The sequence below is a fragment of the Mesorhizobium australicum WSM2073 genome (assembly GCF_000230995.2).
GTDB classification, from domain to species: domain Bacteria; phylum Pseudomonadota; class Alphaproteobacteria; order Rhizobiales; family Rhizobiaceae; genus Mesorhizobium; species Mesorhizobium australicum.
In genome coordinates this window covers 5,666,153-5,689,078 of the sequence record NC_019973.1, presented here as the reverse complement: position 1 = coordinate 5,689,078, position 22,926 = coordinate 5,666,153, and the positions used below count along the sequence as shown (strand labels likewise).

General features: G+C 59.8%; 24 protein-coding genes and 1 pseudogene. 10 read left to right on the top strand and 15 right to left on the bottom strand.

The window, feature by feature from the left end; genetic code table 11:
* Window positions 1-4: 4 nt before the first annotated feature.
* From nadC to MESAU_RS27435, 4 genes are all read right to left on the bottom strand, one after another.
* Window positions 5-883, bottom strand: coding sequence for a carboxylating nicotinate-nucleotide diphosphorylase (nadC, locus tag MESAU_RS27450; RefSeq protein ID WP_013533323.1), 879 nt, complete (start codon window positions 881-883; stop codon window positions 5-7).
* A gap of 1 nt (window position 884) precedes the next feature.
* Complete coding sequence (locus MESAU_RS27445) at window positions 885-2,426, bottom strand: L-aspartate oxidase (protein WP_013533322.1); 1,542 nt, start codon at window positions 2,424-2,426, stop codon at window positions 885-887.
* The gene (gene nadA, locus MESAU_RS27440; protein WP_013533321.1) at window positions 2,423-3,397 is read right to left on the bottom strand and encodes a quinolinate synthase NadA; all 975 of its coding nucleotides are present in this window, start codon (window positions 3,395-3,397) and stop codon (window positions 2,423-2,425) included. Before nadA ends, MESAU_RS27445 begins: the two co-directional genes overlap by 4 nt.
* A 64-nt stretch (window positions 3,398-3,461) precedes the next feature.
* On the bottom strand, window positions 3,462-4,424 hold the full coding sequence (locus tag MESAU_RS27435) for an NUDIX hydrolase (protein WP_013533320.1): 963 nt from the start codon (window positions 4,422-4,424) through the stop codon (window positions 3,462-3,464).
* Window positions 4,425-4,598: 174 nt separating this feature from the next.
* Between MESAU_RS27435 and panB the strand changes: the two genes are divergently transcribed.
* From panB to MESAU_RS27415, 4 genes are all read left to right on the top strand, one after another.
* On the top strand, window positions 4,599-5,435 hold the full coding sequence (gene panB, locus MESAU_RS27430; RefSeq protein ID WP_013533319.1) for a 3-methyl-2-oxobutanoate hydroxymethyltransferase: 837 nt from the start codon (window positions 4,599-4,601) through the stop codon (window positions 5,433-5,435).
* Window positions 5,432-6,295, top strand: a complete 864-nt coding sequence (gene panC, locus MESAU_RS27425) for a pantoate--beta-alanine ligase (protein ID WP_013533318.1) — start codon at window positions 5,432-5,434, stop codon at window positions 6,293-6,295. Before panB ends, panC begins: the two co-directional genes overlap by 4 nt.
* A 159-nt stretch (window positions 6,296-6,454) precedes the next feature.
* A complete protein-coding gene (locus MESAU_RS27420) occupies window positions 6,455-7,180 on the top strand; it encodes a LuxR family transcriptional regulator (protein WP_013533317.1) in 726 nt (241 codons plus the stop codon).
* Window positions 7,181-7,274: 94 nt separating this feature from the next.
* A complete protein-coding gene (locus MESAU_RS27415) occupies window positions 7,275-7,910 on the top strand; it encodes an acyl-homoserine-lactone synthase (protein WP_013533316.1) in 636 nt (211 codons plus the stop codon).
* 558 nt (window positions 7,911-8,468) lie between these two features.
* On the opposite strand, the gene MESAU_RS27410 is transcribed toward MESAU_RS27415, so the two are convergent.
* From MESAU_RS27410 to MESAU_RS27380, 7 genes and pseudogenes are all read right to left on the bottom strand, one after another.
* Complete coding sequence (locus tag MESAU_RS27410; protein WP_224688065.1) at window positions 8,469-9,032, bottom strand: hypothetical protein; 564 nt, start codon at window positions 9,030-9,032, stop codon at window positions 8,469-8,471.
* Between the two features lie 80 nt (window positions 9,033-9,112).
* Window positions 9,113-9,694, bottom strand: a complete 582-nt coding sequence (locus MESAU_RS27405) for an SDR family NAD(P)-dependent oxidoreductase (protein WP_013897109.1) — start codon at window positions 9,692-9,694, stop codon at window positions 9,113-9,115.
* Between the two features lie 650 nt (window positions 9,695-10,344).
* The gene (locus MESAU_RS27400; protein WP_013533313.1) at window positions 10,345-11,154 is read right to left on the bottom strand and encodes a galactosyl transferase; all 810 of its coding nucleotides are present in this window, start codon (window positions 11,152-11,154) and stop codon (window positions 10,345-10,347) included.
* Window positions 11,151-12,167 carry a polysaccharide pyruvyl transferase family protein gene (locus tag MESAU_RS27395; RefSeq protein WP_013533312.1) on the bottom strand — a complete coding sequence of 339 codons (1,017 nt, stop codon included), beginning with the start codon at window positions 12,165-12,167 and terminating at the stop codon, window positions 11,151-11,153. Before MESAU_RS27395 ends, MESAU_RS27400 begins: the two co-directional genes overlap by 4 nt.
* Before the next feature lie 32 nt (window positions 12,168-12,199).
* Window positions 12,200-13,681, bottom strand: a complete 1,482-nt coding sequence (locus MESAU_RS27390; protein WP_013533311.1) for a lipopolysaccharide biosynthesis protein — start codon at window positions 13,679-13,681, stop codon at window positions 12,200-12,202.
* Window positions 13,682-13,988: 307 nt separating this feature from the next.
* Window positions 13,989-14,930 (bottom strand): polysaccharide pyruvyl transferase family protein, encoded by a 942-nt coding sequence (locus tag MESAU_RS27385; protein WP_013533310.1) that lies wholly within the window; start codon window positions 14,928-14,930, stop codon window positions 13,989-13,991.
* A pseudogene (locus MESAU_RS27380) lies at window positions 14,927-15,890 on the bottom strand (glycosyltransferase family A protein). The gene MESAU_RS27385 and the pseudogene MESAU_RS27380 overlap by 4 nt, the downstream one beginning before the upstream one ends.
* A 502-nt stretch (window positions 15,891-16,392) precedes the next feature.
* Here MESAU_RS27380 and MESAU_RS27375 point away from each other — a divergent pair.
* Window positions 16,393-16,680, top strand: coding sequence for a helix-turn-helix domain-containing protein (locus MESAU_RS27375; RefSeq protein WP_013897108.1), 288 nt, complete (start codon window positions 16,393-16,395; stop codon window positions 16,678-16,680).
* Window positions 16,681-16,906: 226 nt separating this feature from the next.
* Here MESAU_RS27375 and MESAU_RS27370 read toward each other — a convergent pair whose 3' ends face one another.
* A complete protein-coding gene (locus MESAU_RS27370; RefSeq protein WP_013533308.1) occupies window positions 16,907-17,296 on the bottom strand; it encodes a hypothetical protein in 390 nt (129 codons plus the stop codon).
* 295 nt (window positions 17,297-17,591) lie between these two features.
* On the opposite strand from MESAU_RS27370, the gene queC reads away from it, so the two are divergent.
* The 3 genes from queC to queE are packed head-to-tail and all read left to right on the top strand — an operon-like array spanning window position 17,592 to window position 19,377.
* Entirely contained in the window at window positions 17,592-18,290 is a 699-nt protein-coding gene (gene queC / locus MESAU_RS27365) for a 7-cyano-7-deazaguanine synthase QueC (protein WP_013533307.1), read from the top strand.
* On the top strand, window positions 18,290-18,646 hold the full coding sequence (queD, locus tag MESAU_RS27360) for a 6-carboxytetrahydropterin synthase QueD (protein WP_013533306.1): 357 nt from the start codon (window positions 18,290-18,292) through the stop codon (window positions 18,644-18,646). Before queC ends, queD begins: the two co-directional genes overlap by 1 nt.
* On the top strand, window positions 18,643-19,377 hold the full coding sequence (gene queE / locus MESAU_RS27355) for a 7-carboxy-7-deazaguanine synthase QueE (RefSeq protein WP_013533305.1): 735 nt from the start codon (window positions 18,643-18,645) through the stop codon (window positions 19,375-19,377). Before queD ends, queE begins: the two co-directional genes overlap by 4 nt.
* A 1,086-nt stretch (window positions 19,378-20,463) precedes the next feature.
* Here queE and MESAU_RS27350 read toward each other — a convergent pair.
* From MESAU_RS27350 to MESAU_RS27340, 3 genes are all read right to left on the bottom strand, one after another.
* Entirely contained in the window at window positions 20,464-20,748 is a 285-nt protein-coding gene (locus tag MESAU_RS27350; protein ID WP_013525246.1) for a hypothetical protein, read from the bottom strand.
* Window positions 20,749-21,272: 524 nt separating this feature from the next.
* On the bottom strand, window positions 21,273-21,515 hold the full coding sequence (locus MESAU_RS27345; protein WP_013533304.1) for a hypothetical protein: 243 nt from the start codon (window positions 21,513-21,515) through the stop codon (window positions 21,273-21,275).
* A 67-nt stretch (window positions 21,516-21,582) separates the two neighbouring features.
* Window positions 21,583-22,302, bottom strand: a complete 720-nt coding sequence (locus tag MESAU_RS27340) for an SOS response-associated peptidase (RefSeq protein ID WP_013533303.1) — start codon at window positions 22,300-22,302, stop codon at window positions 21,583-21,585.
* A 76-nt stretch (window positions 22,303-22,378) separates the two neighbouring features.
* Between MESAU_RS27340 and MESAU_RS27335 the strand changes: the two genes are divergently transcribed.
* Both MESAU_RS27335 and MESAU_RS27330 read left to right on the top strand, forming a co-directional pair.
* Entirely contained in the window at window positions 22,379-22,612 is a 234-nt protein-coding gene (locus tag MESAU_RS27335) for a hypothetical protein (RefSeq protein WP_013533302.1), read from the top strand.
* Between the two features lie 9 nt (window positions 22,613-22,621).
* Window positions 22,622-22,867 (top strand): hypothetical protein, encoded by a 246-nt coding sequence (locus MESAU_RS27330; RefSeq protein WP_013533301.1) that lies wholly within the window; start codon window positions 22,622-22,624, stop codon window positions 22,865-22,867.
* Window positions 22,868-22,926: the final 59 nt, after the last annotated feature.

Here is a 22,926-nt window from a genome sequence, read left to right as displayed (position 1 = left end):
TCCGTTAGTTCAAATGGGTGCTGATATTACCGCGAGCCGGCATATCCAGGCCGATGTCGAGAATGGGCGCGCTGTGTGTCAGCCAACCGACCGAGATGAGGTCAACACCCGTGGCAGCAATCGCCGGAGCCATTTTCGGTGTCACCCGACCGGAAGCCTCGGTGATGGCGCGGCCGCCGACCATTGCCACGGCGCGGGCAAGGTCCTCAACCGACATATTGTCGAGCAGCACCGCGTCGACTCCCAGCGTGAGCGCTGTATCGAGCTGCTCAAGGGTCTCGACCTCGACCTCGATCTTCACCATGTGCCCCGCGGCGGCGCGCGCCCGCTCTATTGTCGTGCGAATGTCGCCGGCGATCGCGATGTGGTTGTCCTTGATCAGGAAGGCGTCGTCGAGCCCGAAGCGGTGATTGGCGCCGCCGCCGACGCGTACCGCATATTTCTCCAGCGCGCGCAGGCCGGGCGTCGTCTTTCGCGTGCACACGATCCTCGCCTTGTGGCCGCGCACGGCTTCGACCATCGCTGCCGTGGCAGTGGCAATGCCGCTCAGATGACACAGAAAATTGAGCGCCGTACGCTCGGCGGTGAGCAGGCCCCGCGCCGGTCCGCACAGCATGGCGATGATTTCGCCCCCCGCGACATCGCTGCCGTCAACTCGCCAGATTTGCATGTCGATCGCAGGTTCGACGAGCATGAAGGCGAAGGCGGCCAGATCGAGGCCGGCAACGATCCCCGTTTGTCGCGACTTCAGCACTAATGTGGCGGTGCGATCGCGCGGGATCACGGCGTCGCTGGTCAGATCGCCGCATCTGCCCAGGTCTTCGAGAAGAGCGCCGCGCACGATCGGTTCGATCAGGGTTGAGGGAAGCGGTGAGAACTTCATGTCAGGTGCTCCGCATCGGTGCTCGCCAGCTGAGTGCGACGGCGGTCTGTATTGCGCTGCGCAGTGTCAGCCGCGACAGGCGCACGTCCGCATCGCGTCCGGCGAAATCGGAACGATAGTGCGAGCCGCGGCTCTCTTCGCGCCGCAGAGCCGCAAGGGCGATCATCAGCGCGACCATGGCGGGGTCGGAGGCGGCGCTGTCGTGAGCTGCAATCGGCAACAGGGTCGCCACCCCGTCGCGTAGCGTCTCGCCATCGCGGACGATGCCGAGCGCGGCGGAGACGATTGGACGGATGCCGGAGGCGTCCGGCCGTTGAGGCACGAATGCCGAACACACGCGCGGTCGGCGGGTGTGTGACACGTCGGCGACGCTTTCAGCAACCCAGCTCGCCGTCACCATCGCTTCGATAAGCGAGTTGCTGGCGAGCCGGTTCGCGCCGTGCAGACCCGTGCAAGCGACCTCGCCGCATGCCCACAGTCCGTCGATGGAGCTCCGGCCCGCAGCGTCTACTGCAACACCGCCCATGTGGTAATGTGCGGCCGGGCGCACCGGGATCGGTTCGGTCGCGGGATCGATGCCGGCCTCGCGGCACAAATCGGCGATCGCCGGAAAGCGCTTGTCAAATCTGAGGCCAAGACATTGCCTGGCGTCAAGGAACACACGGCGTCCGAGAGCGAGCTGGCGCCAAACCGCGCGGGCAACCACGTCGCGAGGCGCAAGCTCGCCCCCTGGGGTATCAGCCAGGAAACGCTCTCCCCGCTCGTCGACGAGCACAGCACCCTCGCCACGCACCGCTTCGCTCACCAGCGGCATCGGCCGCCGCGGGCCCTCAAGAGCGGTCGGGTGGAACTGCACGAATTCCAGGTCGGCGAACTCCGCCCCGGCACAAGCGGCGAGCGCGAGCCCCTGTCCGCATGAGCCGGGCGGGTTTGTCGTATCGCTGAACAAGGCGCCGATGCCGCCGGTCGCCAGCACCGCGCGGCGCGTTGGCAAGGCGATTGCGCCCGTGCACCCGGCCGCCACCACGGCGATGATCGCCCCGTCTTCAACGACAAGCCGGCGGGCCTCGACGTTCTCCAGGACAGTGATGGAGGCTGTGCGCCGTGCTGCCGCGACCAGCGCGCGCACCAGTTCGCGACCGGTGGCATCGCCCGCCGCATGCACGATCCGCCGCTGCGAGTGCGCCGCCTCAAGCCCGAGCCGCAACGCACCGTCAGCGCGTCGGTCGAATGCGACTCCAAACCGCTCTAGAGTCCTGATCGCTTCAGGTGCAGCTCGGACCACCCGCCGCACCGTCGCCTCGTCGCAGAGGCCGTCACCGGCCGCCAGGGTGTCACAAAGATGAAGTTCGGGACTGTCCTCGCCGCCGACACTTGCCGCAAGACCGCCTTGGGCGAGCTCGCTGCAGGCTCCGGTTCCCAGCTCCGCATTGGATAGAAGCACAACCGGTTCCGGCGCCAGATGGAGCGCTGTCATCAGACCTGCCAAACCAGAGCCGATGATCACCGGTGCCCCGCCAATGTCACGAACGTCGAGGCTCATAGGGAAAGCATTCGCTCGACTGAGCGGCGCGCGCGCCCTGCAATCCCGGCAGCGATCCGAACCTCATGCCGGTTCTCCTCGAGCGCGGCGCGGATGTTGGCCAAGGTGATGCGCTTCATGTGCGGGCAAAGATTGCAAGGCCGAATGAACTCGATTTCGGGATGCGCGACCGCGACATTGTCGCTCATCGAACATTCGGTTAGCAGGACGACGCGCACCGGTTTCTCCCGCTCGACATAATCCAACATGGCCGCAGTCGAGCCGGAGAATTCCGCCTGTGCGACAATCTCGGGCGGGCATTCGGGATGGGCGAGAATGATGACCCCAGGATGTGCATCGCGCAATTCCCGGATGTCGGCCGACGTGAAGCGCTCATGCACTTCGCAGTGGCCCCTCCAGGCGATGATCTCGACATCCGTGTCCGCCGCAACGTTTATCGCCAGATATTCATCGGGCACCATGATCACACGCGGCACGCCGAGCGATTCCACCACCGCCCGGGCGTTGCCCGACGTGCAGCAGATGTCCGACTCCGCTTTTACGGCCGCGGAAGTGTTGACGTAGGTGACAACCGGAACCCCCGGATAGCGCTGCCGTAGCAGCCGCACGTCCTCTGCCGTGATCGAATCAGCGAGCGAGCAACCGGCGCCGAGGTCCGGAATGAGGACCATCTTGTTCGGATTGAGCAGCTTGGCCGTCTCAGCCATGAAATGCACGCCGGCAACCACGATGACCTGCGCCTCGACCGTGGCCGCCTTGCGGGCCAGTGCGAGGCTGTCGCCGACGATGTCGGCCACGCAATGGAAGATCTCCGGCGTTTGGTAGTTGTGCGCAAGGATCACCGCGTTTCGATCGCGCTTCAGCGCTAGGATGGCTTCAATGTCGTTGGTAAACGCCGGCCATTCGACTGGCGGAATCACCCGCCGGACGCGCTCGTACAGGGACGCAGCCGTAGGTAACGCCCCAGTCATCAGCGCCTCCGCTTATATTCGATCTGACAATAAGGGGAATATGTCTACCTTGACTATAAGTATGTCAAGCCCGCGCGAGCGGCAATTTTGTCCCAGCCACAGCCCTGTCGTCGAGGACGGCATGCCGGAACCGATAGAGCTTTGCCGGTCGCCCGCCCGTCTCGAGAGAGGTCTCGCCAGTTTCCTCGACCAACTCTTGCTGCTCAACAAGCCTGCGGAAATTCGGCTTGTTGATAAGCCTCCCGGCGAGGGCCTCCACGGTCCGCTGCAGCTGAAGCAGCGTGAAGGACGGCCTCATGAGCTCGAACACTACCGGCCGGTACTTGATCTTGGAACGCAGCCGCGCAATGCCCGTCGCCAGGATTCGTCGATGGTCAGCGATCATCGCCTTGCCAGATGTCACCGCGGGCGCGACGTCCCGCCCGCGGCCAGCCTCTTCGATCAGGGCAGATTCGTAGAGCAACTCGTAACGTTGTAGCGTGAGTTCCTCATTCCAGTTGCGGTGGTCGAAACCGAAGGCAATCGCGGCGCGCTGCAGGCGTTCGCGTCGCGTGGTGGGGTCGCTGGCGCCCTCAGCCCACTCACTCAGGCGTGGTCGTAAGATATCGAGCACGACCGGCGTGCCGGAGCGATGGTCCTCCCAAGGCAAATACTCGTACCAACTGCGCCACCCACAATTACCGGAGCCCGCTGCCTGTTCCTTGCGAGTGAGTGCGAGATAACTGATTGAGATGGCGCGTTCCTGGCGCTCGGCACCTATGCGGTCCCGATCGGCGAAGGTGTAGAGCTGCTCGATGTAGCCGAGCGGGTGGCCGGTCTGTTGCTCGACCCAACCCCTCAGACCGGATTGCAGCGATCGATGCTCCAGCGCATATGGGCCGGACGGAAGGGTATCCGCGTTCCCGATGGTGAGAAGACAGGGATCACTGTCGGTTACGGCGACGACAACGGCGATCAGGTCCACTTTTGCTTCGTCGGCCTTGACCGCGGCTCTGCGTTTTCTGGTTCCTTTTGCCTGATGGTTCATGTTTGCGAAGGTGAGTTGTTCCCGAATTCGGGGTTATCAATCGATTGAATTTAAGCGTTGCTGCACGAAGGTCAACACCGGACAGTTGGACGCTCTTTTTTGCACTTCGCACTCGCATAAAAATATGCCAAACGCGACACCCGCGGCGGGTAACGCCAGGGAAGGACGTATCGGTTGAGCGCAACGGGTGAGACAAAGGCGATCACACCGCCGGATATCCGAGCGCGGAAGGGCCGGGCTCCACTCGTCTGCCTGACGGCATACACCACGCCGATAGCCAGATTGGTTGATCCACACTGCGACGTCGTTCTCGTTGGCGACAGCGTTGGCATGGTATTGCACGGCCTCTCATCGACGCTGGGCGTCACTCTCGACATGATGATCATGCACGGCCAGGCGGTGCGCCGCGGTCTGGTGCGATCATTGATGGTCGTTGACCTGCCATTCGGCTCCTATGAAGAGAGCCCCGTGCAGGCCTTCGGCAACGCTGCGCGCCTGATGGCGCAGACCGGTTGTGCGGCTGTCAAGCTCGAAGGCGGTGAGAAAATGGCCGAGACCATCCGCTTCCTCTGCGCCCGCGGCATCCCTGTCATGGCGCATGTCGGTTTAACGCCTCAGGCGGTCAATACGTTCGGTGGCTACCGCGTCCAGGGGCGGGGAGAAGATGCCGAGCGCATCAGGCGCGATGCCAATGCGGTTACCGAGGCCGGCGCCTTCTCCGTGGTGCTGGAGAAGGTCCCCGAACCCCTCGCAAAACGCATCACTGCGGAGATCGCCGTCCCCACCATCGGCATCGGCGCCTCACTCGCCTGCGACGGCCAGATTCTGGTGAGCGACGATATGCTCGGGCTTTTCAGCTCCTTCCGGCCGAAATTCGTCAAGCGCTACGCCGAACTTGGCGAACAGGCCGATGCAGCGATTGCGGCTTATGCCGCTGACGTCAGGAGACGGTGCTTTCCGGCGGCGGAACATCTCTACACCCACGAGGCGAGGGCCGGAGACGTCACATGAGCGTGCCGATCGTTCGAAGCACTGCCGAGCTCCGCGCTGTTACCGCGCGATGGCGTCGCTCAGGCGCCAAGGTCGCCCTTGTACCGACCATGGGGGCCTTGCATGAAGGTCATCTCAGTCTCGTGCGTGCCGCGCTTCAGAAGGCCGATCGGGTAGTCGTGACGCTATTCGTCAACCCCAAGCAATTCAACAGTGCCACCGACCTTGATGCCTATCCTCGCACGGAAAACCAAGATGCTGCAAAGCTGGCGCCGCTGGGCGTGCATTTGCTCTATCTGCCGGATGCAGAAGAGGTGTATCCGCCAGGTTTCGCCACGAGCATTTCGGTGTCCGGCATCAGCGAGGGCCTGTGCGGCAGCTTTCGGCCTGGCCATTTCGACGGCGTGGCGACGGTCGTTGCCAAGCTCTTCCTGCAGACCGGCGCTGACTTGGCCTGTTTTGGCGAAAAGGACTTTCAGCAGCTTCAGCTGGTCAGGCGCATGGTCCGCGACCTGGACATTCCAATCACCATCCTGGCCTGTCCGACAATCCGCGAAGCCGACGGTCTTGCACTGTCCTCGCGCAATCTTCGGCTCTCGCCAGCACAGCGGGCCATTGCCCCAAAATTGGCAGCGCTCTTGCTGGGGGTGGCCGATCGGCTTGCGCGCGGCGCTCCTGTCCTTCCCACTCTTGCGGAAGCGCGCGCGGCAATCCTGGCTGCCGGCTATCGCGAAGTCGAGTACCTGGAACTTCGCCGCGAGGCAGATCTGCAACCGCTGACGAGCCTTGACCAACCGGCACGCTTGCTTGTCGCGGCATGGCTAGGCGACATACGGCTTATCGACAACATAGGAATGTCACCAATTGGTGCAACAAATTAGAGGCTCGCGGCGCTGCATCGCCGCACAACAGGCTCATTGACCAGTAGCAGAGCAATGCCCGCGATTAAGCCGACCAGCTCGCAAACGTCGAATGGATCGCCAATCATTTAGGCGAAGGTCTGCGCCGAGCAACGGCACGGAGGTTTATGCAAAGCGCAGATGCATCGCGTGTTTGAAAATTTCCTCGAGCAACTCTCCGAAAGCGTCGATGCTGTCGATCTGTGTGAGACAATGGCGTCTGCCGCAGCCGCGTTAGACTTTCCGCTCTTCGCCTATTTCAGTTGCCCGTCAGCTTCCGGCCGGAAGCCGCGCTTGATTTCGAATTATCCCCCATCCTGGACATCGCGCTATATGCAATTGCGCTACCACAGGCATGATCCGGTGATCCTGCGCGGGCTTCAAGGCTGGGACACCTTTGATTGGGGTGTGGATTTAGCTCGGCAACATCTCCCGGCTGCACAGCAACGAATTCTGGAAGAAGCAGCTCGATTTGGCATTCGTTGCGGGTTGACCATGTCGATGCACGACCATCGCGGCCGCTTTGCTGCGCTGACCTTGGCTTCCGACCAGTCCCGTCCGCCTCTCTTGCGGTCACTGTCACGGTACGAACAAGCATTGCAGCTGGTCGCGATCAGCTTTCATATATTTGCCCGGCGCAGGCTCGCCGAAGATTGCGTGGTCGATGGCGTAATCCTGACCCCGCGAGAATTCGAATGCTTGAAATGGGCGGCGGATGGAAAGTCGGCTTGGGATATCAGCCAGATTCTCAGCGTGTCGAAACGCACCGTGACCTTCCATCTGGAAAACGCCAAGGCAAAACTTGGCGTGCGAACCATCAACCAAGCCGTAGCACGGCTGGCTTCTTCCCGACATTCGAGATCCTGATTCCTTTCTTCGGATACCTGTAAAGGTCTACAGGCTGCATGATTGTCGGCTTTGCTCTTCGATGGCGGGAACACATCCTGCACGGAGGCGACAAATGATGCAGCTAATCACACCTGAGCTCTACGATGAGTTTTCGAGCGAGCTCAAAGAAATGTACGGACTGAGGCATCGCGTTTTCAAGGAAAGGCTGGATTGGGATGTTCAGACCGAAGAGGAACTGGAAACAGACGCATATGACGGGCTGAGGCCCGTCTATCTCCTTCTCAAAGGATCCGACTGGCGCATTCGCGGTTGCGTCCGTTTGTTGCCGACGACGGGACCGACAATGTTGCGCGACACGTTTCCGATGCTGCTTGGCGAGACCGCGGCGCCAGCGAGTGCCCGCATTTGGGAGAGCAGTCGTTTCGCACTCGATCTCCCTGCATCAACGCCCAAGGCTGGAGGGCTGGCCCAAGCAACCTACGAGCTATTCGCGGGCATGATCGAATTCGGCTTGTCGAACGAACTCACTCGGATCGTGACAGTGACCGATACGCGCATGGAACGGATCCTGCGTCTTGCAACCTGGCCGTTGGCGCGCATCGGGCATCCCAAGGCGGTGGGCAACACGGAGGCGGTCGCCGGCTTTCTCGAGGTTTCGCACGCTAGCCTCATGCGCATCCGCTGGAGGGGACGTTTGAACGGACCTGTATTATGGCAGCCGGTTCTCGGCCTGCCGGCATACGCTTAAGATCTTCCCACACTTGAAGGCGTCATCGCGCTGCCGTTGGCCAAAGGCGTTTCAGAAGCTCGCATGAGGCCTCTATCGACGGTCGGGTATGGTCCATATTGCGGCGAAGGCTGGCGGCTCCAGCAAGGGAGCGGTGCGCAACAGGAAGCTGACCTCAATCACCGCCCGCGCGCTTTCCAACGGAGCTACTCAAGGAATCAGCCTTACGGCTTTGATACCTACGTGAAGCGATGCAGCGCGCCACTGCGTGATGACGACGAGGGGGCATCGCCGGCCGGGCCGGTCAAGCGGCCCGTGAAGGTGGAAATTTTCCGCCCCAGTCCGCGAGCGGACCGAGAAGGTCCCCCACCTTCCGCACCACGCCACTTGACAGTCCCGCCCGCCGCCGTGGGGCGGGCTCTCGCCATCCCTCCGGAAAGACCGGGGAGGCTTCGCCCGAAAGGGCTTTCCCGTCGGGAAACACACACTCAGGACACAGACCATGACCGAACTCGCAAACTTCATCCCCCTCAACGAGGACGGCACCTATCTCGATGGCGTCGTGCGCTGGCGTCTGTGCTAATCGAAACCACGTTCTTCCACAGGTGCAATCTTGCTTCTGTGAAATAAAATCACCTCGTACGAGCTTCCATATTCCGTCTTCACTCCATCCAAGCCGTATCTCTGCGCCAAGGGAGCCCATGCGCCTAGTTCATCGGGGAACACTTGATTACCCTGCTCGTCCATGACCGCTAATTTGAGGGGCTCTTTCGCCTCGACAACAAAGTACTTTCCAGAACTACCTGCATAGCCGCGCGCCGTGTTTACATCGTTTTCTGAGGTCATCCAAATTGCGTCGCCCGTGTGCCCGCTTTGCCCCCGACCGCCCCACACCCCATCCCTGTTAGCGTGGTTGAACTTTGTTCCCGCCGGAAGTTCTTCCATCTTCTTTCTCTCCCAACCAACTGAGGCTGCCTGATCTATGTGGTGAACGGTTTGTCCCTTGCCCTTAGCCGAAACCTGACTACTCGGTACGAGGACGATCACGGTCGCAGCAAGGATCATCCCCTTCCAGAAAGACGGGGGATGCACTCGATGAATCGGGATGGCCGCGGTGGCGGTCTCTTTCGGTGAGGATCTCATGTAAGGATTTCCTTGTGCTCGTTTGTGAATTGTCCGCCATCGCATCCGTTTCGCGATCGTCAAGTCGAATGGAGTTGCCGTCAGGTCGCGATGACCCGGCGGCGGTATTCGCTGGCGGCGTATGCCATGAGCGCGGCGAAGATCAGGCCGCCAGCAAGTTGTATCCAGTCAATGCTGGCGCCTGAAATAGCGATAGCAGGTTCCTGCGGCACCGGGTTGGCGGCCGGCCAAGCCAGTCCATCCGTAAAGCTCTGAGTAGCGGCAAGTTCCTTATGCAGATCAACCCGCTTGGGCCATTCAGGGTCATGCAGGCAGGCGAAATTCACGATCGAAGAGGCCTCGGGCATTGGGCAGGCAAGTGCATGTGACAGATGACGTATCCCGAGATAATTCACGCGTGCGACAATGTCCCGATCCAGCGTGCCCGAGACGCCTGCGGCATTGACGAGGCCGTCGACGCGTTCGGGGAACTGGGTAAGCGCTGCGTCAATTTCTTCGGGAGAACCCTGATCGATGCGAAAGAACGCGTCCAGCATCACGACGGGATCCTCCAGATCGACTCCAATAAGACGCGCGCCTTCGCACCGGGCGAGACGGGCGACTTCGGCGCCGACCCCGGAGCAGACACCGGTTACGACAACGGTTTTACCGGCAAGCTTCAACGGCTTCTCCATCTTTTCGCAAAGGACGGCGCTCTCGAATGTCTGATCAGGTCGCGGCGTCCTTGAGCGCCGACGCCGATTGGTTGAACTCTTCGATGCCGCCTCAGACTCCCGGGCGTGCGGTTGCCCGACTCGGACGTTTCGTGCCTCAGCGATTGAAGCAGCGATACGGGCCGATGCACCGCAGGTGCTGTCGCTTATGTCGGTTCGGGTACGATCGACAAAACTGATTCTATGCATGGTTTTCATCCACACCGTAGATGCAAAGCGCCCGTCGGCTTGGACGGTTCAAGCGCAAAAACCAGGCCAACTGACAGAGCGCTTCGGCCTGGCTGCTGGGTATGGTTTTCCTTAGGCGCAGCCGGTGCCACCGAGAGACCTTCGGCCCTCGACCGCCAATGCGATACCCTCATTTGCGGATGTCAGAAGCTGGAGAATATGGTCCCCGCCTAATGGCCGCTCATGGCCAAGATCCTCCTGAATTGCCCCTGACCGACAGTGAGTCGATTCCCTTACCTGGGCTGACAAAGGGCTATGCAATTCAGGCCAGGCAATCAATCAGGCGTGTCGAACTCGCGCGTCAAGGCCGTAGAGCGCAGCCGCAAACGCCAATATTGCTCAAGCCCTGCTACAACTTTGCAGCCGCCCGTCTATTCTGGTCGTCCGAAGAACTCTTTCCTGTGGCGAGCTGACAACAGACGCAACCCGGCGAGATTCCTCGCGACACGGAAGGGACGCTGCAGAGCGCTTCTGCTTACGAAATACATCTGCATGAGGCTCGGAGTCTTACTGTGCGACCCCTTGTTTGCAACACGGTACACAGCACCCCGGAACGGTAAGCAATTCAAGGGAGTTCCGCGCTTGGCCAGAACTGGTGCTATACGGACGTGGCTGCCAAGCGTATCTTTGATCCATTCGATGGGGGCATCTTCGATTTTTGCCGGCAGCCCGTACAGATCCGAACGAATGATCAGCGATGTTCCGCAATAGTGACTGAACTGGTCACGACAGAGCAGAACATTGCCGCCATCGTCCCAGAGATACCCCTTGTCAATCCTCCAGCCGTTTTCGTTCGGATGCTTAGAAGCATACTGCACGATACGAGAGCTTACCAAATCGTCGTCGTCAACGATCATGAAGAAGCGGCTGCCAGCGGCATTGAGCATGCCGGCAAGAACACGGCGGCCTTTGTCGGCGCGGAATGAATCCAGAAAGTCGTTCTCAGTCGCATCGCCTCGCTCATGAATATCGTTCGGTGGAAAGCTCACCCAGACCACCGAGAACTTATCGGGCATGACAGGAAGATCGGCCCCTTCATTCGCAACCACTATGCCTCGCCAATCGGGGTTGGTTTGATTGGCAATGGATGTGACGGTTTGGGCGAGGTTCCTCTTCAGGAGGCCCCAATCACGCGCGTTATCCTGATGCCTGACAGGCACAATGAACGTTACGGCAGTCATGACAGTCTCCAGTCGTTGACTGTGCCAACCGCCTGTTCTCTTGCCCATCTAATGCCGTCGTCGATCGACATTGCCTTGTAGGATAGATCGGTACCCCCCGAAAAAGCGTTCATGAACCGGCGAATTTTTCCGTAGTTGTTGTCCAGCACCGCGTGGGGGCGCGCTATGAGAATCGAACAGATGTGCACATGCAGGCGATCCGTAAGGATGGCCTTGCCACGGGAAATCTGCCGGATGCCGCGTCGAAAGCGGTTGTTGGCCGCGGCATTCAGTTTGCGCAACCGCACTTCTGAGGGGCTGAGGTGCAGCAAAGCAGATGCCGCACCGAGCGCTTTTGCAACGCGCACCCTCGAGTGGCGCTCGGTGATCCAGTCCTCCCTTGGGATATGGGGGTAGGCAGAGAAATCGACCGCTCCGACCTGCTCCTTGTCCTGGCGAAGCATCGCGAGCACCGGGAAGCGGGGCGCATCAGGCTGCACGCTGCCGATGCAAAAAGCCATGTCGGGGCAGAGATGCACTTGGCAATCGAACTTTTCCTGGGCGAACAGAAGGGATTCCTCGTCGCGCACCAGCAGCACGAAGTTCTTATGTCGGCCAATGGCGCGTCTGCTTTGCTCAAGCCGTTCCGGAGAGCTGTAATGGATCGATTGCGGAAACTGGACGATCTGCCGGTCGGGAAACAACTCCATTATATGTTCCCGGAAGTCCTGGTGAGATACCCATAAGTCGCCGAAATTGCCGCCCCCATGGATAAATATCGGCCCACTCGGAGCCATCCCCTTGAGTTCATCATGGGAAAAATCGTCCGTCGTGCAGACATAGGAAGGCCGCTTTGCGTAACGATCCTTCAAATAGGCAATCTCCCCCAGCCATATTGCCGAGTCGCCACAGTTCTTGATGTCGGGAAAATCCAGTATCGCTATCGGCTCATCGGGCCTGACGAACATCTTTAGGCAATCATGCGTTATGTCCTGCAGCGCAGCAATGAGTTCTAGTTCCTGAGCACCTGGCATCGTACCTCTCTTTTGAATTGACGAGCTGGAGATCACGCGTGGCTGACTTTGGACAGCGCCTTGAAAGCGAGCTTTCTCACTTCGGTTTCTGGCCCATCCGGACGGCCCATAACGATCCAGAGAAAGAGACTGAAACCGCAATAGAGAGTTCCGCCGAGGCAGATGAGGACGGCGAGTTGGAGAACCAAGCCGGTCTGCGTGGTCTGAACGCTGATGTAATGATCGGCGAGCGTTACACCTGCGGCCAGAACGGCCGAGCTGGCGAGCGCCCTGAAATTCGCCAACAACTGCGCCCTGACCGAGACATTGATGAGCCGCTCCACCACCACCATGTTGACGACAGCGCTGAACAGACCGGTGAGCACCCGGCTGAATATCAGCCCCGGTAGCCCCCAGCACACCAAACCGATCGAAATCACCGGTATGCGGACAAGAAGCATCTGTGTATCACGCACGAACAGGGTCCGGGTCTGCCCCAGCGCCATGCCAAGGGGCTGGTTGAGAGAACCCAATGTTTGCAGGGCGTAAACTGAGGCGAGCGCCTGGATGATGAAAATAGCGGGAAGCCATTTTTCGCCGAGCACCAGTCTCACCAGGGGATCTGCTATCACAGCCATCCCTATGCCGGCGGGCAGGGCAGCCGCTGTCAGCAGGGCCTGCGTTCGCGAATAGGCCGCCGCCAGACGCTGAGCATCATGGCGCACATTGGCGAACGCCGGATAGATGGTTGCTGTCAGTGGCGCAGTGGCTTCACGGGTGGCCATCATCGCAAGCTGCCCACCCAGCGAATAATAGCCAATGGCGGACCTGTCTAACAGCTTTCCTATGAGCAGGTAGTCGAAACGCCAGTTGAGCGTATTCACGATCTGTCCGGCAGTAATCCAGGCCGAAAACGAAAAAAACTCTCGCATGTGGGAGAAAGTTACGCGCGGACGGAACGGCATGACGAGGTAGGACGTCACAACATTTGTCGCCTGCATCACCAAAGTGCCGACCACAAGCGCCCAGTAACTCTGGTAGATGATCACAACGCCGATCGCGGCTACGAAACCGGCCACTCTCTGGGCAACGCTCAACACGAACTCTTGCCTGAAGATCAGTTCGCGCTGAAGAATGATTTTTCGCGGGTTCACCAGTCCGCTCATGGCAAGACTGAGGCTCAAAGCGAGCAAGACGCCGAACAGGCGCGGCTCGTTATAGATGAGGGACGCGGGATAGGCGAACGCGGCGAAGAAGATGCACAGTATGAGGCCTCGCGTCGCACCCAAGGTCCATGCGGCGCTGAAATGGGATTCCCTGGGGTCTTCATGACGGATAAGCGCTTCACTCAGTGAAAGATCGGTGATTGAGGTCACCACGGCCAACAATGTCGTCGCAAGCGCCACCACGCCAAAGTCCGAAGGCAAAAGATACCTGGCCAGGACAATGGTGCCCAGCATTGAGAGCCCGTTGACGATTATTCTTGAGAGAGTGACCCAGAGACTTCCCGCTACCAGGCGGTCAGCGATACTCATGACTGAGCCCAACTGGCAAATCCAGAACTCTCGGCTGCAGCCCCATTCTATCGGTGTCCTCTATGCGCAACTGCCCGGCACCGCGCCTGTCTCGACGTGGATACGATCAAAGCTTCCTCGCGCCACAATGCAGTGACGTGCGGGGACGCCAACGCACTTCTCGCTGTTTCACCACGCATTTCGGAATTTTCGGCCCGAGTCACTGCTCGCGGACTTGTCATCGCGTGTCCGTTCAATCGCGCGACCTCGTCTGGCCGCGAGCACCACCCCACGCTGATTTTCAACATTTGCTCGAGCGTCCCGTTGCTTAAAGATAGTCTTTGCGGATTCCGTTCAGAACCTCACCCAAGCGACTCTTCAAGCCGTCTAGCGAGCCATCGGGACTAAGCTGCGGTTCCCGGCGGCTCGCTTTGAACAGACCTGCTGCCGAGGGTGCGGCCAAGAATTTTTTGACCATCGACCGCAGCAAGGACTGGGGCCTCTCCGGGCGCGTGGGGCGTCGCCCTGGGGTTGGGCCAACCAACACTGGCTTCGGGAGGCTGCCGTTTGGTGTGACACCCCAAAAGGGCTTGCCTTTCGCCGACGCTTCCCCCCGCGAGGACACGGGTATCACGTGGGGCTTGTAGGTCGCGCCGACACTCATTGCCCAGTCGTTCCATTTGAAGTCATTGATGGAGGCCGATGTGGCTACCGCGATCCAAGGGACCCGAAAGGCATCGGCGATAATCGCGCCGTGCATGGATTCCGCGATGATTAGCTCCGATTGCGCAATATCGCGGATGACCGCCTTTGCGTCACCGCGTGGGTCCAGATACGTGAGTCCGGCCATCTCGCAGACGGCTTGCCACATGCCGTGTTCGGCGGATTCCCAGTGTGGAATGAAGGTCTTCTTGTATCGTTTCGGCAGTTGCTGGAATTCCGGCATCTCAGCAACCATGACGGCCGGATCAACGATGCCCCGTTCGACAGCAAGCCCGAGCCGTTCGGCTGTTTTCGGACCTCGCACACAGCGGAGATCCCATTCCCGGCTGTTGCTGATGTCGGGCGGTGTGCCGTAGCCCCAGCCGCTTCCCACAACCAGCTTGTGCACACCGCGTGGAAGCAGGCCCGAATTCAGGACAGTGCCGACGCCCACGAGCATTGTTTGTTGGCGCACCTCCCGGAATCCAGGCAACAGAAAGTCCCATAGCCAGAGATTGAGGTCGTCACCAAAATTGCCGTGGCTCGATTCCCAATGATATGGAGTCATTTCGCCTCCGCAAACTTAGCTGTCCCGAGTTCCCTCAGTGTCAGTAGCAACTCAGGGTCACGCCACGCCCAACGCGCGAGCAGGCCGACGTTTGGCACTTTGCCGCGACGAAGAAGTCCGGCCTGGCTCCAAAGCCTGGCGACGCGCTCTGCCCTTGGAGGTGGCGATTGACTCAACTTCCTCTGGCCGTCGGGCAAAACAAGCTTCGAGCGCGTCGAGCGCTGCCCAGGTGTTGAATTGCTGCTGCAGGAAGTGGCGCGATGTGCGGTCGATGCTGTGAAAGATATTGACGCCCAAGCCGCGCACGACGCCCGGATCACCGCAGAGCAGGCTGCGCCGAGAGGCGAGGATTGTATCGCAGAAGAAAAGCACGTCCTCCGCGGCGCGCCGAAGAGTGGCGTCGAAACGGATTTTTTTGAAGATGGTAGGGCCGATCACCATTCCAGAGAGATGGAGAAAGCTCCAGTCCTTCAGCATTGCGCTCGCAAGGTCTGGAATTTCGATGACCAGCGGCTGCTCCCCCAATCGAAGCACCCCGTCCGCCTCTGCGAGTTCGGATATTGCGAGGTGGTAATGGAACTCTTCGCTCGCCTCAATTGAGGCCCAGTAACAGTCCCCTCCGAAGCACAACATGCTCTCAAAAGCGTTGTTCAGATGATGTGGCAGCCACGTATCGTCTGAATCGAGGAAAGCGACGAAACGCGTCAAAGGCGAAGTGTTCTCAAGCCCGGTGTTGCGAGCGCCACCAGGGCCGGCGTTGGCCTGCCTTATGACCGTGATGCGCGATCTCTGATCGGCGTCAAGCGCTTCCATCTCGACCTCAGCCGGAAGAGGGGACTCATCGTCAATAACCAGAACCTCAAAGTCCCGATATGTCTGCTCGAATACGCTCTGTAGCGACCGGCGAAGAATGCCCGCTTTTGTCTGATAAAAAGGGATGACGATTGTGAAAGTGGCCAATTCTCATCCTTGCCTTCGGGAGGTCTGTAGCGAGGCCCGAGTAACGCATTCGGCAATGGGTGGCCAAAGTGATTGTATGGATGATGATCATCCATGGCGTGGATAGGCCGTCAGTGGCTGGCTCGGCCTCGGCGGCATCCTCCTCGTCTATGGCAGCGATAAGCTCGGGTTACTCGGGCGGACTCTCGGTTGCCCATTCCCCTGGCCAGGGCGGCCCCTTTGAGATGGCTAGCAAGACGGCAGGACCACCGGATCCAGGGTTGAGCAAGCCGAATTCCTGCTCGAGAAGGTCGGTGGTAATCAGCCTGGGTGGCGCGGACATGGTCGGTACAGTCGATCACACCATATCGCGCCAGTCAGTTTTTTCCGACTTGATCGGACCCAGTTGAACCACCATATACCGCCTCCGGCCGCCGGTCTAAGGTGCCCATGCACGAGACCTTCCAGGCTGAAAATTTGCGTCAGTTTGTTGCCTGTCCGTGTCCGGAGGAACTCTCCCGAGGTGCCGGGCATCTTGCTCTTCTTCGAGGTGTTTATGAAAGATTCACGCATTCCCGAGCCGGTGTTGACGGCCATGTCGGCGGGGACCCACATCATCCGTGCTTATCGTGAGCACCTTGGATATTCCGTCGAGGACCTGGCAGTGGCGTGCGGGCTTGCCGCTGAGGAAATTCTCAACATTGAGTCCGGTCTGAGATACAACAAGGGTTATCGGGATCGCATCGCAAAATCGCTGTCCCTACCCGCCGGAATTCTTGAGGCGGAGCCGGACATACTGGACGCTGCCTGAATGGTGGAAGGCCGGTTTTCCCCGTCTGTTGCCGGAAACAGGTCTCTCGATTTCGTATTGTTGGAACCTGGCGTTTGCGCCACGGGCCAGGTGTGCCCAGGATATGACCAAGCGAGCAGCAGATGGGTCGCGCTCTCCCTGGGCCGTCGGCATACGCGCCCGGAGGGCCTTGCTGGGGCGCCGCTCGCGGCCGCGTTCGCGGGATGCAGTATGCATTCCAGTCACACTAACTGCCAAGCAGATGACCGGCATTTCGTAGGGCGGCGAGGAAGAAACCGGCATCAACGGTGACATCGATCTTTGCCTGTGCCGAGAGAGGTATGCTTGTCCAGTTCTCCAAAGGCGCCATCAGATCTGAGAACGTGTCATTCACCATGCAATAGTGGGTAAGAAGGCCCTGCCTGTCCAACGCGACCACGCCAGTTTGTTCGCCTCGATAGCGGATGGCGGCGATGCGCTGCACCTGCGGGTCATCGTCGACCCGCACGTCGAAAACCAATGTGCCCTGGCTCCTCGCCGCTATCTCCGCGGCTCTTTCGCTGAAACTTGATGTGAGTGAGCGGACGCTTTCGACCGCCATCTGGAAAATCGCCCAATCCAGTTCCTGCGAGGCCATGTCGGCAATTGCGGGTAGTAGAGGGGTGATTGCAACAACGCATGCGGCTTGTTCACAGATGTCGGCTGACGACCGATCCTAACCGGGGTTCTGCCGCCCATCGTGCTGTCCGATTCGGACTGATCCGGAAGCGAGGGGCACGCCCACCGCCCCTGAGGAGGCTCCGCGCTGTCGCGAACCCTGCCGCACCCGGCAAGTCAGCGCCACAGGGTTCACAAAGTTGACTGGCTGGGCTAGGGGGAGCGCAGAGAAATCTCCGGTCGCAGCCTTACCCGGTCAAAACAAGGATACCACGATGAAGACTCTCGTCATCTGCTCCGGCGGATTGGACTCAGTTTCCCTTGCCCACAAAGTGGCAGCGGAGCACGAACTCGCCGGGCTGCTGTCCTTCGACTACGGCCAGCGGCACAGTAAAGAACTGAAATTCGCCACGCTGTGCGCACAGCGATTGGACATTGCGCATCAGATCATCGACATCCGCCAAATCGGCCGCGGCCTTTGCGGCTCCGCGCTGACCGATGGTGTCGACGTGCCGGACGGCCACTACGCCGAAGACACCATGAAGATCACGGTGGTGCCGAACCGAAACGCCATCATGCTGGCCATCGCCTTCGGACTCGCCGCCGCGCAGCAGCTCGAAGCGGTGGGGATGGCCGCTCACGGCGGAGACCATTTCATCTATCCAGACTGCCGTCCGGCCTTCATCGAGGCTTTCCAGACGATGCAGGACCGAGCGCTCGACGGAGACGCGCAGATCCGTCTTTATACGCCTTATGTGAACCTCACCAAGGCGGACATCGTCGGCGATGGAGCAAGGCACGGGACCCCATTTGCGCAGACCTGGTCCTGCTACAAGGGCGGCGAACGTCACTGCGGACGGTGCGGGACCTGCGTCGAGCGGCGCGAAGCGTTTCAGCTGGCGCAGCACGCCGACCCGACCGACTATGAGGACACCGATTTCTGGCTTGAGGCGCTACGGAGGCGGAGCGCCTGATGTTCCGCATTACCAAGGAATTCCACTTCTCGGCCTCGCATCAGCTCACCTCCTTGCCACCCGAGCACCAGTGCGCGCGACTGCACGGGCATAACTACATCGTCGTAGTGGAGCTTTCGGCCAAGGAGCTGAACTCGCACGGCTTCGTGCGCGACTATCACGATCTGGCGCCGCTCAAACACTATATCGACGAGAGCTTGGACCACCGGCACCTCAACGACGCGCTCGCGCATGAGCAGGTCACAGCGGAATACCTGGCCAGGCATTTCTATGAATGGTGCAAGGCACGGCTGCCGGAAACCGCCGCCGTGAGGGTGAGCGAAACCCCTAAAACCTGGGCGGAGTACCGGCCGTGACCGACACGCGGCCCGCAATTCGGGTCAGCGAGATATTCGGGCCGACGATCCAGGGCGAGGGCGTGCTCATCGGTTTGCCGACGGTCTTCATCAGAACCGGCGGGTGTGACTACCGCTGTTCCTGGTGCGACAGCCTCCATGCGGTTGACAACCAATTCCGCCATGAATGGAAGATGATGCCAGTGGATGCGGTGTGGCAAAGCGTGGTTGCGCTTTCCGGCGCCCGGCCAGTTATGGTGTCCCTGTCGGGCGGCAACCCCGCCATTCAGCCCTTCGGCGGCCTAATCGAGCGGGGCCATGCTGAAGGTTACCGCTTCGCGCTGGAAACCCAAGCTTCGGTGGCCAAGGACTGGTTTGCCGAGCTTGACGTACTGGTCCTCAGCCCAAAGCCGCCGTCGAGCGAAATGAGGACCGATTGGGTTGCATTCGAGGCTTGCATCGAAGCGGCGCGGGAGAAGCCGCAAGTCGTGCTCAAGCTCGTCATTTTCGACGAGAGTGACTACGCCTTCGCCAAAGACGCCGCCGCCCGATTTCCAAGTCTCCCGGTCTATCTGCAACCCGGCAATCACACGCCACCGCGCCGTGGCGAGGAAGACGCAGCTGTCGACCTTGCCGGAATCATGAGGCGCATGGAGTGGCTGATCGAAAAGGTGACGCAAGACAGATGGTTCGAAGCCCGCGTATTGCCGCAGCTGCATGTTCTGCTCTGGGGTAACAAGAGGGCCGTCTAGGTCTAGCTGGCAGGTGTGGGAACTGCACCAACTCTTCGGCCAGAATAACTCGCTCGCATGTGACAGCGCTGCTCGGACAGGCGATTGGTGATCGAGGTCGGACTAGTTCGGTAAATTGAACCGGGTACATGAATGCCAGGAAGTCTTTCTTTAGGGTTATTTGTGTTTCCGCTTCCGCAAAGCGTCTACCGCCCAGCGGTGTATCTGGGTGATCGCGTTACGAAGATATGCCGCGCAGGCCTCCTAGGGGCGGGCCGATCGAACTCAATCGCAAATCCCGCCTCTAGCTTAGTGAACGTCCGATGAGGTAGGGCGTTGCATAAGTGCGGGATCGCCGGCCCTATGAATGGAGCCGCGTTTCCGAGTTGCCGTCCGTTCTTGCGTCAAAAGCCTGTGCCGGGTTGAACCAGCCCAGATGAGGGCCTCACGCTCCTTGCTGTCGAGGCCAGACGTTCGTTTCCGGGTCGAGGTCGCGCAATCGTTGAGTCACTGCACCGGTCATTTCACGAGCGTCTTAATTGGGATGGCTTGGCGCGGTTGCTCTCTTGCAATTCGTAGCCGTCGACGATCCTCGGCATGCAGGTCTGCCACTCTTTTCTCGGATGAGACGATGGGGGATATCGATGGCAACTTCGGAGGACCGCGCTAAACTGGCGGCGACACGCAGCATCGGCGTGTCACCTCAATGGCAACGTTGATCTTCTGAGACGATCCTTTCCTTCCAAGGCCAGGCCCTCAATTTGACGTCCTGGGGCATTGTCCAGATATGCTTTATTTTTTCCGGGATCAGGCGGCACTTGTTGCCATGTTCCTCCGGAACGTCGCCGGCCTCCCGCCAGAGCCAGCAACACAGGACGCATTGAACTCCCTCGCCGCCGAGATGAACATCGGCCGGTATCATTCAGATCGTGCTGAGGGAGTGGCTAGAAACGAATGCCTATCTGCCAGTCCGGATGATTGACGAGGAAAGCGAGACCGACGGGAGCGCTTAGCAACATGGCTCGCAAGGGAATGGCCCGCAGAAAAGGCCCGTGCCTAAGGGACGGGCCAAATACGTTTCGGGAACAATGCCTAGAGCGGTTATTCTCAGCCGCCCATCTTCTTGGCCATGGCACAGAAATCAGCGTGCGACTTGTTGAGCGTGGTGTCGCCGCAGTCTTTCAGCACCGCCTTTTGTTCATCCGGTTTCATGGACATCCATGCGGTCTTGAAATCCGCTTCCGACCTCAAGGTTTTCATGCCGGCATCCGTGAAGAAAGGTGACATCTTTGCAGGATCATCGAGCGCGGAAGTGGTGCTGCTGCCAGCCAGCGCTGAGCCCGTCATCACTGCGAGCGCCATCGCGCCCATCGTAAGCATTTTGATGCTCATTTTTACCTCCGTTAGTTCTACACGCGCAAAATCGCGTGACCTGGGGAAAAAACGTCGGCGTCTGAACTCTGTTCCCGCATCTCGCCGATTCCGCATCGGCAGCCGTCTGACGCGCGCTGGTGTCGTGGAGAATGGCCGGTGCAGTGAGGAGTCCACCGTGCGGCGACGGACCACTGCGGCCAGCCTACAGTGCGATCGGCAAATGCGGGCCCATTAACCACCTTCCTGGATAGATTGGACCCCAATGGGGATGCGGGGGGGTTTACTTTGCGTGGAAAATCACAAGCACAGATTCTATTGTCATGTTGAGCGCGACGGATTGTGGGGAGTTTGGGATTGCGTCGCCAACAGGCCGGCAAGGTTGGGCGGTGGCGACCTTCGCGGTTGCACTGGCCAAAGGGCTGAAACTGCGGAACACGTCCTCACGAGAATTTACGACGGCGGACTTGATGCCGTCGCTATCCGCATCGCGGGCATTGTCAGTTCTGCGGGTTCGGCCTGATCGATCCCCGGCCGCCAGGCGCTTACCCAGCCTTAGGGGGCAGCATCGGTCCAGTGGTGTTCCACCGGATGAACTCGACCTCTTTCCCGGTGACGTCCCGCACGGCCTTCAACAGCACCTCATGCAGGACGCGCGTCTGCCTGTAGTGGTCGCAATGTGGCGATATGAACGGCTTGATGATGCTTAGGTGCAGCGCTTCCGCTGCCACCAGGAAGCGCTCGATTTCAGCCTGTGATAACTGCTTTGAGGGTTTTGACCTAGCCATTGCGACACCTTTTGAGAGTCGCCCACCTGAGGACAATATTCCTACCGCGACCGTTCAGTGTAAAGGCTCAAACGTCGAAAAGGTCGTTTGGTCCCACACCAATTTCGTCAATGATGTCCGGCGTGTTGTTTCGCGGGCTTCCGACCTTCCTGTCAATCGGCCACATCTTCATCAGTTCCGAAGGATATGGCTTCATAAGGTCGCGTGGATCCAGTTCCGGTCCGAGCCAGCGCATGTAATCGGCAGGCGCCAGAATAACCGGCATGCGATCATGGATCGTCGCCATCAACGTATTAGGCTCGCAGGTGACGACAGCGAAGGTCCGGATCAACTCGCCGGTGGCCTTGTCGGCATATTCTTCCCATACTCCAGCCATGGCAAAAGGCTCGTCATCCTTCATTGCGATAGCGTAAGGCTGCTTTTTCTTGCCCGAAACATCGAGCTTTTGCCATTCGAAATAGCCGTCGACGGGCACCAGGCAACGGCGCGCGGCGTATGCTTTTCGGAACATGCCGTTGCTGGCAATCGTCTCGCACCGCGCATTGACAGGCGGTGGCCGCCCGCCGCCATCGCGCGCCCAGCCGGGAACCAGCCCCCACTTCGCAGAAACGAAACCGGCCATGCTCGTGGAAAGCTCTTCACGTACAATGATTGGATAGGTCAGGCTGGGCGCGCCATTCCAGACCGGGAACCCGTTGCCCAAACGCTCAACGTCGCCAGGGTGCGCGAACTCGAAGCGCCGTACCATGTCCGGGATGGTCGATTTTACAAAAACGCGTCCACACATTTAGGGTCGTCTCATTGACAAGGATCGAGGCCCGCCCAAAATGGGAACGGAGTGAGAACGAGTCAAGGTTGTGGTGATGCCGAAGAAGCCAAAGGACGTAATGCTGCCAGCGGTCTCGGGCGTCACAATCGAAATCGATGACCGCGATAATCCCGAGGTCTGCCTGGTCGGGCTGTTGACTGCCGAGGGGAAGCGATCCTTCACCCTGAGCGAAAACGGCGCTCGGATGATGGTGAAGGCGTTGCACTCATTTCTCGATCTCCTCGACGGATCTACGTCCGAGAAAAAGCCCAAAGGCCCCGCCAACTGAGAATCAGATATGGTCAATCCGCCCAAGCGACAGGACGATTATCAGGACCGAGCCATCGACTGCCAGGAGGCCATGGAGCCAGGCTTTCAGGTGATTGTCGATTGCATGCTGGAGGCGGGATGGACGCGAGGCGAGACATTGCGGGCGCTGAAACGGCTCATAGCTGCCGACAATAAGGCTCAGAAAGAGAACGCCAGGCTGGAAACGCAACTCGCAATTGCGCGGGCCATGTTGCGCGCTGGAAAGCCGATTTAAGGTCTGTTGACCTGTTGGGGGTCCCTTGGCAATGCGTCGATTGCCACCGGGCGCATAAA